Source organism: Phreatobacter aquaticus (genome assembly GCF_005160265.1).
GTDB classification, from domain to species: Bacteria; Pseudomonadota; Alphaproteobacteria; order Rhizobiales; family Phreatobacteraceae; genus Phreatobacter; species Phreatobacter aquaticus.
In genome coordinates this window covers 446665-459565 of sequence record NZ_CP039865.1, presented here as the reverse complement: position 1 = coordinate 459565, position 12901 = coordinate 446665, and the positions used below count along the sequence as shown (strand labels likewise).

The 12901-nt window shown below is 66.9% G+C and carries 12 protein-coding genes; 4 read left to right on the top strand and 8 right to left on the bottom strand.

The window, feature by feature from the left end:
• Nucleotides 1-291: 291 nt before the first annotated feature.
• Entirely contained in the window at nucleotides 292-804 is a 513-nt protein-coding gene (irrA, locus tag E8L99_RS02015; protein WP_137097981.1) for an iron response transcriptional regulator IrrA, read from the bottom strand.
• Between the two features lie 223 nt (nucleotides 805-1027).
• Here irrA and fabA point away from each other — a divergent pair, with 223 nt between their 5' ends.
• The 3 genes from fabA (at nucleotide 1028) to fabI (ending at nucleotide 3884) form a co-directional block, all read left to right on the top strand.
• Entirely contained in the window at nucleotides 1028-1540 is a 513-nt protein-coding gene (gene fabA, locus E8L99_RS02010) for a 3-hydroxyacyl-[acyl-carrier-protein] dehydratase FabA (RefSeq protein WP_137097980.1), read from the top strand.
• Between the two features lie 64 nt (nucleotides 1541-1604).
• The gene (gene fabB / locus E8L99_RS02005; RefSeq protein ID WP_137097979.1) at nucleotides 1605-2831 is read left to right on the top strand and encodes a beta-ketoacyl-ACP synthase I; all 1227 of its coding nucleotides are present in this window, start codon (nucleotides 1605-1607) and stop codon (nucleotides 2829-2831) included.
• Between the two features lie 207 nt (nucleotides 2832-3038).
• Complete coding sequence (gene fabI, locus E8L99_RS02000; RefSeq protein ID WP_137101909.1) at nucleotides 3039-3884, top strand: enoyl-ACP reductase FabI; 846 nt, start codon at nucleotides 3039-3041, stop codon at nucleotides 3882-3884.
• A gap of 86 nt (nucleotides 3885-3970) precedes the next feature.
• On the opposite strand, the gene efp is transcribed toward fabI, so the two are convergent.
• Nucleotides 3971-4540, bottom strand: a complete 570-nt coding sequence (efp, locus tag E8L99_RS01995; RefSeq protein WP_137097978.1) for an elongation factor P — start codon at nucleotides 4538-4540, stop codon at nucleotides 3971-3973.
• A gap of 101 nt (nucleotides 4541-4641) precedes the next feature.
• Here efp and epmA point away from each other — a divergent pair, with 101 nt between their 5' ends.
• Nucleotides 4642-5700, top strand: coding sequence for an EF-P lysine aminoacylase EpmA (gene epmA, locus E8L99_RS01990; protein WP_137097977.1), 1059 nt, complete (start codon nucleotides 4642-4644; stop codon nucleotides 5698-5700).
• Here the strand turns inward: epmA and E8L99_RS01985 are convergent.
• From E8L99_RS01985 to E8L99_RS01960, 6 genes are read right to left on the bottom strand one after another with little or no spacing between them, the layout of a single operon-like run.
• Entirely contained in the window at nucleotides 5697-6302 is a 606-nt protein-coding gene (locus tag E8L99_RS01985) for a GNAT family N-acetyltransferase (RefSeq protein WP_137097976.1), read from the bottom strand. The genes epmA and E8L99_RS01985 overlap by 4 nt on opposite strands.
• Nucleotides 6299-8239, bottom strand: a complete 1941-nt coding sequence (locus tag E8L99_RS01980) for a molybdopterin biosynthesis protein (protein WP_137097975.1) — start codon at nucleotides 8237-8239, stop codon at nucleotides 6299-6301. The genes E8L99_RS01985 and E8L99_RS01980 overlap by 4 nt, the downstream gene beginning before the upstream one ends.
• Entirely contained in the window at nucleotides 8236-9351 is a 1116-nt protein-coding gene (locus tag E8L99_RS01975; protein WP_137097974.1) for a hypothetical protein, read from the bottom strand. Before E8L99_RS01975 ends, E8L99_RS01980 begins: the two co-directional genes overlap by 4 nt.
• Before the next feature lie 32 nt (nucleotides 9352-9383).
• On the bottom strand, nucleotides 9384-10265 hold the full coding sequence (gene nikC, locus E8L99_RS01970) for a nickel transporter permease (RefSeq protein ID WP_137097973.1): 882 nt from the start codon (nucleotides 10263-10265) through the stop codon (nucleotides 9384-9386).
• A 1-nt stretch (nucleotide 10266) separates the two neighbouring features.
• Nucleotides 10267-11208 (bottom strand): ABC transporter permease, encoded by a 942-nt coding sequence (locus tag E8L99_RS01965; protein ID WP_137097972.1) that lies wholly within the window; start codon nucleotides 11206-11208, stop codon nucleotides 10267-10269.
• A gap of 10 nt (nucleotides 11209-11218) precedes the next feature.
• Complete coding sequence (locus E8L99_RS01960) at nucleotides 11219-12751, bottom strand: ABC transporter substrate-binding protein (protein ID WP_137097971.1); 1533 nt, start codon at nucleotides 12749-12751, stop codon at nucleotides 11219-11221.
• Between the last annotated feature and the right edge of the window lie 150 nt (nucleotides 12752-12901).

Below are 12901 nucleotides of genomic sequence, written 5' to 3'. Positions count from 1 at the left end.
GCAGCTGGCCCTGGACCTGTCAGGGGGATCCATGCGGCGCGCGCCGGCCTGGCCTTCATCGTCCTGTTCGGTGGTGCATGCGGCATCGCGGCCTATTTGGACGGACGGGATGCCGCTGTCACAGTGCTCGTCGTTCCAATCGGCATGCTATTCGCGCTCGGAGCATCGGTCGCGTTCCGGCATATCGCCTGCGCGGTCCTTGGGTTGTTCGGCCGTCCTTGCGCACCGGATGAGCAAACGGCCGGAGATGCCCGGAAATGGTTTGACGGCTCGGGAAGTGTCTAGGCGGGCTCAGGCCTTGCGGCGGAGCCTCACCACCACGTCGACGCGGGCGATTTCATAGCCGTCCGGCGTTGCCGGCAGGCGGTCCACGGCGACGTTGGAGCCGGGGATGTCGAACACGGTCGTCTCGCCTTCCACGATGAAGTGGTGATGGTCGGAGAGATTGGTGTCGAAATAGGCCTTCGAACCGTCGACCGCGATCTCGCGCAGGAGGCCAGCCTCGGTGAACTGGTGCAGTGTGTTGTAGACGGTCGCGAGCGACACCGGCACGCGTGCCTTGGCCGCTTCGTCAAACAGCATTTCCGCGGTGACGTGGCGGTCGCCCTTGGCGAACAGGATCCAGCCGAGCGCCATACGCTGGCGGGTCGGCCTGAGGCCCACCTCGCGCAGCATGCTGCGCACGTCATGGATCGGGCAGCCGGTCTTCTGGAGAAGACTGACGCGGTCATGGGTCGACAGCTTGCCCTCGGCCACGGGGGCCAGAGCGACATGCGTGCGATCGATCAGGGTCCGAATGCTCATTGGCGGCATTTTACGAAGTCCCGCACCGTCCTGCAAGTCATTCGCGAAGACGCCCGCCAATGAGGGTGAACGAAACCGGCGGCTGGCGGGGCGGGCTCCGTCGGATGGACAAGGGAATTCACAGGCGCCCTTTTGCCCGACCCGACCCCCTGTGTTAGAGAGGCGCCCGCAGCGGCCCGGGCCATTCCCCGGGAACACGGCCAAGGGGCGGATGACCACAGAGATGAGCGAACGCAAGTCGAGCTTCACATACGAAGAGCTTCTCTCCTGCGGACGGGGTGAAATGTTCGGACCCGGCAATGCGCAGCTTCCCCTGCCGCCCATGCTGATGTTCGATCGCATCACCTCGATCGGCGAAACCGGTGGCGCCAATGGCAAGGGCCATGTCGTGGCCGAGCTCGACGTGAAGCCCGATCTCTGGTTTTTCGCCTGTCATTTCAAGGGCGATCCGGTCATGCCGGGCTGTCTCGGCCTTGATGCACTGTGGCAGCTCACGGGCTTTCACCTTGGCTGGCTCGGGCTTCCCGGCCGGGGCCGTGCGCTGGGCGTCGGCGAAGTGAAGTTCTCGGAAATGGTTCTGCCGACCACCAAGAAGGTGGTCTATGGCGTCGATTTCAAGCGCATCTTCAAGTCCAAGCTGGTGCTTGGAATCGCCGATGGCTGGTTGGAGGCCGACGGCAAGCGCATATATGATGTGAAGGACATGCGCGTCGGCCTGTTCGGCGCCGCCTCGTGATCGTCTGATTCGCCTGCTCTATCAGCCGGCGAATCCCCAGAATAGCCAACGAAAGAGGCCGCTCATGCGCCGCGTCGTCGTCACCGGGATGGGCATCGTCTCGTCCATCGGCAACAATTCCAACGAGGTCCTGGCATCGCTGCGCGAGGCCAAGAGCGGCATCGCGCTGGATCCGTCCTTCGTGGAGCATGGGTTCCGCAGCCGTGTCTCGGGCGTCCCGACGCTCGATCCGACGACAATGCTCGACCGCCGCGCCATGCGCTTCCACGGCGGCGGCACTGCCTGGAACCATGTCGCCATGGACCAGGCGATCCTCGACGCCGGCCTCGAGGAAGCCGACATTTCCAACGACCGCACCGGCATTGTCATGGGCTCGGGCGGTCCGTCCACCCGCGCGCTGATCGATGCCTACGAGAAGGCCAAGGAATCCGGCAATTCCAAGCGCGTCGGCCCGTTCGCTGTGCCGAAGGCAATGTCATCGACAGCCTCCGCGACGCTTGCCACCTGGTTCAAGATCAAGGGCGTGAACTATTCGATCTCGTCGGCCTGCGCGACCTCCAACCATTGCATCGGCAATGCGGCCGAACTGATCCAGTGGGGCAAGCAGGACATGGTGTTTGCCGGCGGCTGCGAGGAGCTGGACTGGACATTGTCCGTGCTGTTCGACGCGATGGGCGCCATGTCGTCGAAGTTCAACGAGCGTCCCTCGACGGCCTCTCGGGCCTATGACGCCAACCGTGACGGCTTCGTCATTGCTGGCGGCGCGGGCGTGCTGGTTCTCGAGGAATACGAGCATGCCAAGGCGCGCGGCGCCAAGATTTATGCCGAGATCGCCGGCTATGGCGCGACCTCGGACGGCTACGACATGGTTGCCCCGTCGGGCGAGGGCGCGGTGCGCTGCATGAAGATGGCGCTTCAGGGCGTCGGCCCCAAGGTCGACTACATCAACCCCCATGGCACCTCGACGCCGGTCGGCGATCTCAAGGAGATCGAGGCGATCCGCGAAGTGTTCGGCGGCGCCGACAAGAGCCCGCCGATCTCGGCGACCAAGTCTCTCACCGGCCATTCGCTGGGCGCTACCGGCGTCCAGGAGGCGATCTATTCGCTCTTGATGATGAACAACAGCTTCATCTGCGAGAGCGCCCATATCGAGGAACTCGACCCCGAGGTCGCCGACATGCCGATCGTGCGCAAGCGCATCGACAATGCCCAGCTTGGCTGCGTGCTGTCGAACTCGTTTGGCTTCGGCGGTACCAACGCCACCATCGTGCTGAAGCATGTCGACGCCTGAGGCGCGGCATTGCTTTCATCTTTGGTCGCCATTTGTGATGCGGGCCTTGTCACCGCGCGGTCGTAGAGTTCTGGCACCAGCCGGACCATCCCTCACCGACAGCGCAGCGCCATGTGGACAGACCGTTTTGCGCATCCCCAACTCCGGATCGTCGACAATGGCGGCGGGTCCGGCCCCCAAGCGAGGAGCACGCGCGTGACTGGATTGATGAAGGGCCGCCGTGGCCTGATCATGGGCGTTGCCAACGACCATTCGATCGCCTGGGGCATTGCGCGGACGCTCGCCGCCCATGGCGCGGAACTCGCCTTTACCTACCAGGGCGATGCGCTCGGCAGGCGTGTCAGGCCCTTGGCTGACAGCGTCGGCTCGTCCTTGGTGCTGCCCTGCGATGTCGAGGATCTCGCGACCGTCGATGCGACCTTCGCCAAGCTGGAGGAGGCCTGGGGCGGACTTGATTTCGTCGTCCATGCCATCGGCTTTTCCGACAAGAATGAGCTCAAGGGCCGCTATTCCGACACGACGCGCGAGAACTTCTCGCGCACCATGGTGATCTCCTGCTTCTCGTTCACCGAGATCGCCAAGCGGGCCGCGGCCATGATGAAGCCGGGCGGCTCGCTGGTCACGCTGACCTATGGCGGTTCCACCCGCGTCATGCCGAACTACAATGTCATGGGCCTCGCCAAGGCCGCGCTGGAGGCGAGCGTGCGCTATTTGGCCGCCGATTACGGGCCGCTCGGCATTCGCGTCAATGCGCTGTCGCCGGGCCCGGTGCGGACCCTCGCCGGCGCCGGTATTTCCGATGCTCGCCTGATGTTCAACTTCCAGAAGCGCCATGCGCCGCTGCGGCGCACCGTGTCGATCGACGAGATCGGCGGTTCGGCACTCTATCTCCTGTCGGACCTTTCCACCGGCGTCACCGGCGAGATCCACTATGTCGATTCCGGCTACAACATCATCTCGATGCCGCATCCCGAAGCCTTGAAGACGCTCGATGCCGCGGAACAGGCGGTCGAGGAGGCCGAGACCCGGTCACGCGGCCAGGCGGCCGAATAGGCTTGCCCTAAACGAAAAGGGATGGCCGAGGCCATCCCTTTGAAACCATAGCAAGGGCGCCGTAAGGCGCCCTTAGTCGTTACGGGTCAGTCCTTGGCGCGCTCGGAATAGGAACCGTCCTCGGTCAGCACGACGATGCGGGTGCCAACGCCGATATGCGGGGGCACCAGCGTGCGCACGCCGTTCGACAGGATCGCCGGCTTGTAGGACGAGGACGCGGTCTGGCCCTTGGTCACCGGCTCGGTTTCCACCACTTCGAGCGTCACGCGGGCGGGAAGCTCGATGCCGACGGCATTGCCCTCGTAGACCGACAGCTTCACTTCCATCTCGCTCTGGAGATAGGGCTTGGCATCGCCCAGAATGTCGTCGGGAACGGCGATCTGGTCGTAGTTTTCCTTGTTCATGAAGTGGTTGCCGTCGGCATCCGAGTAGAGATAGGTGTGCGGACGGTCCTCGACATAGGCAAGCTCGACCATCTCGGTGGTGCGCCAGCGCTCGGACACCTTCACGCCATCGGACAGGCGGCGCATGTCGACCTGGGTCACCGGGGTGCCCTTGCCCGGATGGATGTTCTGGGCGGTGACGATCAGGTAGAGCCTGCCGTCGACTTCGAGGATGTTGCCCTTGCGGACGGAAGAGGCGATGACCTTCGGCACGGATGTCGTCCTTGGAATGCGGAGGCGTGTCACCCCCTCGTCTTCTGTTGCGCCGTCGCATAGACGAAGTTTCGCCAAAACGCCACCCCGAACCGGTTCCGATGCCTGATCTTCCCTCACCCTGGTGGACGCCCGAGCGCCATGCCGACCGCAAGCCGTTCCTCGCGGCCCGTGGGCGGGTCAAACGCGCCCTTGGCGGCTGGTTCGACGCACAAGGCTTTACCGAGGTGGAGGCCGGCATTCTGCAGGTCTCACCGGGCAATGAGGCGCATCTCCATGCCTTCGAGACCCAGGCCCTGACGATCGACGGGCGCCGTGCCCCGCTCTATCTACACACGTCGCCGGAATTCGCCGCCAAGAAGCTGATCGCGGCCGGCGAGACCAGGATCGTCGATTTCGCCCGCGTGTTCAGGAACCGCGAGCGCGGGCCGCTGCACCATCCGGAATTCACCATGGTCGAGTGGTACCGGGTGGGTGCGAGCTACGAGCAGCTGATGGCGGATTGCGTCGACCTGATGCGGGTGGCCTGCGAGGCCGCAGGTTCGCGGCTTCTGTCGTGGAAGGGTGCGACCGCCGATCCGGCGCTCGAGCCCGAGCGGGTGACGCTTGCCGAGGCCTTTGCCCGCGAGGCCGGCATCGACCTTCTGGCGACGGTTGACGCCGACGGCACGACCGATCGCGTGGGCCTTGCCGCGCAGGCCATGGCAGCAGGCATCCGGGTGGCCGAGGACGATGGCTGGGCCGACATCTTCTCCAAGGTGCTGGTCGAGCGCGTCGAGCCCAGGCTCGGCTTCGGTCGGCCGACCATCCTCTGCGACTATCCGGTATCGGAGGCAGCGCTCGCCCGGCCGAAAGCCAGCGATCCCCGGGTGGCGGAGCGCTTCGAGCTCTATGCTTGCGGCGTGGAGCTCGCCAACGGCTTCGGCGAACTGACGGATCCTGCCGAGCAGCGCCGCCGGTTTGAGGCCGAGATGGCCGAGAAGCTCAGGATCTATGGCGAGGCCTATCCGATCGACGAGGAGCTGCTGGCGGCGCTCTCCCTCATGCCGCCGACAGCGGGCATCGCGCTCGGCTTCGAGCGGCTGGTCATGCTCGCTTCTGGAGCGCGCCACATCGAGGACGTCATCTGGACGCCGGTGCCAGTCAGCTTTGGCGACTAGCTGCCGATCACCGGCACATGAGCCGCCGCGCTGCGCGGGAAGATGCCGGTCAGCCGGGGGTCGGGGAAGATCTCGATCGCCCGCTTGTAGGGCCGGAAGCCCTGGCGCTGGTAGAACTTGACCGCAGCCGGATGATCCAGCGTGCAGGTGTGCAGCCAGACGCGGCCAATGCCCGGGCGCCAGGCTTCGTCCACCGCACGGGCCATCATGGCTGCGCCGAGGCTCTTGCCGGTTGCCTCGGGGCGCAGCCCGAAGAACACGATCTCGGCCTCGCCGGGAACGCGGAAATCGAGTTCGACAATGCCCACGCTGCCAGCGGCGCCCTCGCCTGAGAACACCGCCACGTCGGGATGGTGGAGGATGGCCGCCAGGGCGTCGTCGGACAGACGGAGCCTTGATGTCCACAACCAGTCGCCGCCTATGGCGCGATAGAGATCGCGATACCAGCCGAGATCGGGCTTTGGCACCGGCACGAGCCGCACCGCGTCGGATCGCGGGCCTGCCAAGGGCTTCTCCAGCACCTGGAGATAGGTGACGATGGCCGCGACGCGGTCATTGGGCACGTCGGTATGGCCGTCGAGGTCGAGCAGGGGCTGGGTCACGGTGCCTCGCTGGCGGGAATGAAGCCAAGGGCCTTGAGCGCGTCAGCGGCCTCGGCAATGGCCTTGCGGAAGGCATCGATGGCAGCCGGTGCACGCGGAGCCGCCGAGACGGCGAAGTCGTAGTGTTCAGGTCCGAGCGGGAGAAAGCCCAGGCCATTGGCGTCGGCCACCGGCTTGATGGCGATGCCCCAGTCGGCCCGGCCTTGAGCGACAGCAGCCGCGACCGCGTTGTGGGAGCGTGGCTGGTTCCAATAGCCGGGCGGTTTGGCGCCGGCCAGCAGCTGGTCGATCAGGATGCGTGTCCCGGCGCCCTGGTTGCGATTGACCATCAGGCAGGCGGGATCGGCAAGGGCTGTCGCGACGGCTGTAGGGACATCGACCGCTCCGGCGAACCTGCGGTCGTCGAGCCGATGGACAAGGCCCTGCATGCGGCGCCAGCCGGGGATCAGGTCCATGCCGGGGGACAGAAGCGGGCGGTTGTAGGTGCCGGTGGCGGGATCGAGCACGTGGATGGGCGCAAGATCGCATTCGCCACGGCGGAGCGCCGCCAGTCCGCCAAGGCTGCCGAGCGACAGCGAACGGGCCGTCAGGCTATGGGCGCCAAGCCTTGCGATCACCGCGTCCAGCCCGACGCAATGGCTGCCCATGATGACCAGATCGGGCACGGTGAGATGCGGGGTGAACAGGGTCACCTCCGCTTCGGTATCGGCCGGCATGGCTTCCGACAGGGCGTCGATGGTGACGAAACCATCGGCCTGGCTGAAGGCGGTCACCGAGCCCGAGCCCTTGCCGATCGGATAGGCGACCCGCCCCGATGCGGTTTCCGCCAGCGCCACCATGACGAACTCGGTGCGGCCGAGGTCGGAGGGGACCCGGACCGGGACACGGGCGGTCAGCGTCACCTCGGCGCGCTCGGGATGGCCGGCGAGCGTCCGCAGGACCGGCGCCACGATGTCGTGGAAGGTGAACATGGCCGAGGTCGGGAAGCCAGGCAGGATCACTACCGGTTTGCCCTCGCAGACCGCGAGGCAGAGCGGCTTGCCGGGTTTCAGTGCCACGCCATGGGCGACGATGCCGGGGGCGCCGAGACTGCCGACGATCCGGTAGGTGAGATCGCCCGCGCCCTTCGACGTGCCGCCCGACAGGATGACCGCATCGCAGGTCGCGTGGGCCTCGCGCATGGTCGCTTCAAGCAGCGCGGCATCATCGGCAATGGCGCCGAAGCGTATGGGATCGCAGCCGTTTTCCTGCAGCGCCGCGGCGACGATCGGGCCGTTGGAATCGTAGATCGCGGCGGGGCGCAGCGGCTGGCCGGGGGCCACCAACTCGTCGCCTGTTGAGATGACGGCGACGTGGGGCTTCCGCCAGACCTCGACTTCCGCGAGGCCCACCGCCGCGAGCATGCCGATCTCGCGGGCGCCGATGACGGTCCCAGCGCGCAGCAGCGTCTCGCCGCGGGCGATGTCGGATCCGGCGAAGGCGATGTTCTGGCCGGGCGCGACGGCCCGGCTGACCACCAGACGGCCATCGGCGGCCAGGTTGGTGTGCTCGACCATCACGACGGCATCGGCGCCGCGCGGGATCGGGCCGCCGGTCGCGATCGGGGTCGCGGTTCCAGCGGCGAGCGCCAGCCTTGGCAGGGTGCCGCAGGCAATGGTCTCGCCGTTCAGGGCGAGCATCACCGGGGCTGCCTCGGAGGCCTGCGCCACATCGGCGGCCGAGACCGCGAAGCCGTCGACCACCGAGCGGTCGAAGGGTGGGGTGTCGACAGGCGCTGCGATATCGCGGCCAAGAACGCGGCCGACCAGATCGGAAAGCGCTGCGATTTCAAGCCCAAGCGGCTTCGGTTGTAGGGCCGCCACGAAGCGTGCGACCGCCTCCTCGCGCGATAGCACGGTGAGGAACTGGTCCTGGTCGAGGCTCGGGCGTTCGGTCATTGGGTGATCAGGGGACGGGTGAGGGGGATGGCGTCGATCGGCGTGCCCGCCGCCGCGCCCTCGCTGTCCGGCGGGATGAGCGCGATGGCATCGGCCGCGAGCAGGGCTGACAGCGCGATGCGGCCGGCACCAAGGGGGTCATAGCCCCGATCGGCCGAGCGCAGCAATGCGACATCCGTGACCCCGACGGTGGAGGTGACCTTGGTAGTGAGGGGGCGGGTGACCCGATGGACGCGGCGCGCGGTGAGACGGGCGACGAGCGGCAGGACGAGGGCATGGGCCACCGCCACAATGCCGTCGAACCGCGGTGGCAGGGTGATAATCGGCTGATTTGACGCTGAAACGCCGGTTTCGGCGCTGTCGCCCGGCTTCAGCGCCAGCCCCCGCGCAAGCGGTGTGGAGCCGGAGGGGATGTGGAACAGGAGCGAGATGTCGCTCCGCGGCGGCGCGCCGGAATCCAGCATGTCCGCGGGTTTCCGTTCCGCGCCGCCGGAGACGTTCGGGAGCCGGAGCGAGGTCTCGCTCTGCCTGTCCTCCTCTACCGCGCAGCCGAGGCCGATGAGCCAGTCCGCCAGCCAGTCGAGCGCCGGAGACAAGGGCCCGCCGGGCAACCGGACGACGGGTCTGTGTACAGCGATCTCGCTGACGCCTGCCACAGCCAGGGCCAGTGCCACAGTCGCGGTCACCGTCTCGCCCGGCCGGATGATCGCCGTCCCGGCGCCGAGATCGCTGCCGGCCAGCGCCGCGCCCTCTCCGGGATAGGCGGCCTGGCCGATCTCGACGAAGGACCCTTGAGAGCTCGCGGCATCCGCCGGCAGAACGGCGTCGCATCCGGCGGGCAGGGGATCGCCTATCCCGACCAATGCGGGCGCCGTCATCAGCAGGGCCGGCGCATAGGCCGAGGCGCCGACGAGGTCGGAGGAGGTCACGGCAATGCCGTCGCGCAGCGCCACAGCGCCGGCCGGCACGGCGCCTGGCGCCAGCACCGTCTCCGCCGCGACCAGGCCGATGGCGTCGCGGACTGGCATGCGCACCGGCCGAACGGGTGCGAGGCCGTCCAGCAGGTGCGCCAGCGCGTGATCGAGGGGAGTGAGCGAACCGGGTGCCGTCATGCCCACTCTCTAGGCTGTCTGGCCGCCAAGCGCTATTTGGACCTTGGGTCGAGGGCGTCGCGCAGGCCGTCGCCGAGCAGGTTGAAGCTCAGCACGGTGACGAAGATGGCAAGGCCGGGGAAGATGGCCATCCAGGGCGCCTGGGTCAGGAAGCGCTGCGCCGAGTTGAGCATCGAGCCCCAGGACGGCGCGGGTGGCTGCTGGCCGAGCCCGAGGAACGACAGCGAGGCCTCGGCGATGATGGCGGTCGCCACCGTCAGTGTGGCCTGAACCAGCAGCTGCGGCATGACATTGGGCAGGATGTGGTAGACGACGATCCGCCATTTGCGGTTGCCGACCGCGCGCGCCGCCTCGACATAGTCCTCGTTCTTGACGGTCAGCACCTGGCCGCGCGTCAGCCGCACGAATACCGGCGTGGCCGTGATGCCGATGGCGATCATGGCGTTCTGCAGCGATGGGCCGAGAAAGGCCGCCAGCGCAATGGCGAGGATCAGGAACGGGCAGGCGAGCATGGCATCGGTCAGGCGCGAGATCAGCGCATCGGTCCAGCCGCCGAGATAGCCCGCGGCAAGGCCAAGCGGCACACCGGCCATGATGGCGATGGCGACCGATACGAGACCCGCCGCCATGGAGGCGCGCGCGCCGAAGATGATGCGGGCGAGGATGTCGCGGCCGACCTCGTCGGTGCCGAACCAGTGGGCCCATGACGGCGCCTGCCGCACGGCCCGCCAGCTCTGCTGGGTTGGGTCATGCGGCGAGATCAGCGGGGCGAACAGCGCGATGAGGACGATCGCCACAAGCACGGCGAGCGCCACCATGGCGCCCTTGCGGACCTTGAGCCGGCGCCAGGCTCTCCGCGCCGGGCTGTCGATCGCGCGTGCCGCGACGGGTGCTGCAACCTCCAGAGCGGTCATCCTATTGCCTCAGCCGGGGATTGGCGAAGATGTAGCCGATATCGGCCAGCAGGTTCAGCAGCATGTAGGTGGTGGCCGTCACCAGCACGACGCCCTGCACCACGGCATAGTCGCGGTTGAACACGGCATCGACGATCAGCTTGCCGAAACCGGGGATCGAGAAGATCTGTTCGGTCAGCACCGCGCCCGACAGGAGCGTGCCGAATTCCAGCGCGCCGAGCGTGATGATCGGGGTCAGCGCGTTGCGCATGGCGTGTCGCAGCACCACGCGGCTTTCCAGCAGGCCCTTGGCGCGGGCGGTGCGGACATAGTCGCTTTCCAGCGCCTGAAGCATGGCGGCGCGGGTGTGGCGCATGATGACGCCGGCGAAGGAATTGCCCAGGACGAAGGCCGGCATGATGGTGGCGGCAAGGGATGCCCGGAAGTCCTCGAAGGGCGAGACATAGCCGGACGCCGGCAGCCAGCCGAGCTGCACGGAGAACAGGAAGATCATCATGATGCCGAGCCAGAAGTTCGGCGTCGAGATGCCCCAGAGCGCGAAGACGTTCACCGCATAGTCCCACACGGTGTCCTTCTTCACCGCCGAGATGATGCCGGCGGGAATGCCGATGACCAGCGTGAACAGCATGGCCATGACAGCCAGCTGCAGCGTGACCGGCAGCTTCTGCAGAACCAGAGTGGCCACCGGCTCGCTGAGCCGCATGCTCTCGCCGAGATCGCCGCGTAGCACGCCGCCGATCCAGGCGAGATACTGGACCGGCAGGGGCTGGTCGAGCCGGTAGCGCCGGCGGATCTGCTCGATGACCTCCGGGTCCTTCTCCTCGCCGGCCATCACGAGGGCCGGGTCCCCCGGCAGCAATTGCTGCAGGAGGAAGATCAGCACCGACACGAAGAAGATGGTCGGGATGAGCTGAAGGAGCCGTTTGCCGATGAGCGTCAGCATGTGAGATCCGTCAATTGCCGCGGAACTTCAGGCCGACCACCCGCGCGAGGCCGTCCGGCATCGGCCGGAAACCCTCGAGGCGCGCGGTGTGCGCGATGACCACAGGGCGATGGTAGAGATAGACGATGCCGCCCTCGGCCTGCAGGATCTCGGTGACCTTCTCGTAGATCGCCTTGCGGTCGGCGAGGCTGGTCTTGGTGCGGGCTTCCGCCAACAGGGCATCGACAGTCGCGTTGCAATAGCCGGCATAGTTCAGCGGCTGGCGGCAGGCATGGAACGAGAAGGCATTGCCGTCCGGATCGGTGCGGCCCGACCAGTTCAGCATATAGGCCTGGTAGCGGCCCTGTTCGGCCTCCTGCAGCGACGTCGCGAACTCGGTGACGCGGATCTTCAATTCGAAGCCGGCTTCCGCCGTCATCGCCTGGAGCACTTCGGCCACCTGCCTCACTTCCGGATTGTTCGGCACCATGAAGTCGACCACGACGGGCGTGCGCACGCCGGCCGCCTGGAGCAACTGGCGGGCCTTGGCAACGTCGCGCTGCGGGACGGGGAAGCGGGTCTGGTAGAAGGGGTTGGTCGGATTGACCCACTGGTTGCCCGGCATGGCGGAACCGTTGAACACCACCTGGTTGATCGCCTGCCGGTCGATGGCGAGCGAGAAGGCCTGGATGACGCGCGGGTCCTGGCCGAAGGCGGTCTTGGCGGCATCGGACTTGGCGGTGTTGAGCGTGATGCCCTGATAGCCGAGGTCGATGGAGGTGGTCAGGCGCAGCTGCGGATTGGCCTGGATCTGCGGGATGTCGGTGGACAGCGCGCGCTCGATCATGTCGAGCTGGCCGGAGCGCAGATTGGCCAGGCGCACGGTGGCGTCGGCGATCGGCCGGTACTCGATCCGGTTGATGGTGACCTGGTCCTTGTTCCAGTAGTCGGCAAAGCGCTCGACGACGATGCGGTCCTGCTGGATGCGCTCGACGAAGCGATAGGGGCCGGCGCAGACCGGAGCCGAGCCGAAGCGCTCGCCGAGTTCGCGCGCGGCCTTGGGGCTGACCATCATGCCGGCGCGGTCGGTGAGCTGGGACAGGAGCGGCGAGAAGGGCTGCTTCAGGACGAGGCGCACGGTGAGCGGATCGACCACCTCGACCTTGTCGATGGCCGAGAGCTCCGGACGGCGGAACGAGCCCTGCATGGTCAGGTGGCGCTCGAGCGAGAACTTGACCGCTTCGGCATCCATCACCTCGCCGTCATGGAACTTGACGTTGGGCCTGAGCTTGATGGTGACGGTGAGGCCGTCGGCCGAGGTCTCGTGGGACAGCGCCAGCTGCGGCACGATGGCGAGCTTGTCGTCGATGTCGAACAGCTTGTCGCAAATGGAGGCGAAGACAATTCGGCCGACATAGGTGCGGCCGCGCGTCGGATCCAGCACGTCGGGATCTTCGGCCAGGCCGATGCGCAGCACCGATTGCTGGGCGTGGACGGGCGGCGTCGCCGCGAAGACGGTTCCGGCCGCGATCAGGGCGGCGGTCCAGAGTTTCAGCTTGGTCATCCGTGTCATCCTCTGAGCTTGGCGGCGCTGTGCGCTTCTGGTGAGATTGCGGGTCATGCGTGTGCGTCGAAGGTGCCGGTGACCCGGCCTTGGAAAACGGACGTCACCCCCGGCGAGCGAAGTGAGGGAAGGGGGTTCAGGAGCGGATGG

Coding starts and splice junctions, on each gene's coding strand:
- irrA (WP_137097981.1), bottom strand. CDS start 804: ATGAGCATTCGGACCCTGATCGATCGCACGCATGTCGCTCTGGCCCCC.
- fabA (WP_137097980.1), top strand. CDS start 1,028: ATGAGCGAACGCAAGTCGAGCTTCACATACGAAGAGCTTCTCTCCTGC.
- fabB (WP_137097979.1), top strand. CDS start 1,605: ATGCGCCGCGTCGTCGTCACCGGGATGGGCATCGTCTCGTCCATCGGC.
- fabI (WP_137101909.1), top strand. CDS start 3,039: ATGAAGGGCCGCCGTGGCCTGATCATGGGCGTTGCCAACGACCATTCG.
- epmA (WP_137097977.1), top strand. CDS start 4,642: ATGCCTGATCTTCCCTCACCCTGGTGGACGCCCGAGCGCCATGCCGAC.
- E8L99_RS01980 (WP_137097975.1), bottom strand. CDS start 8,239: ATGACCGAACGCCCGAGCCTCGACCAGGACCAGTTCCTCACCGTGCTA.
- E8L99_RS01975 (WP_137097974.1), bottom strand. CDS start 9,351: ATGACGGCACCCGGTTCGCTCACTCCCCTCGATCACGCGCTGGCGCAC.
- nikC (WP_137097973.1), bottom strand. CDS start 10,265: ATGACCGCTCTGGAGGTTGCAGCACCCGTCGCGGCACGCGCGATCGAC.
- E8L99_RS01965 (WP_137097972.1), bottom strand. CDS start 11,208: ATGCTGACGCTCATCGGCAAACGGCTCCTTCAGCTCATCCCGACCATC.
- E8L99_RS01960 (WP_137097971.1), bottom strand. CDS start 12,751: ATGACCAAGCTGAAACTCTGGACCGCCGCCCTGATCGCGGCCGGAACC.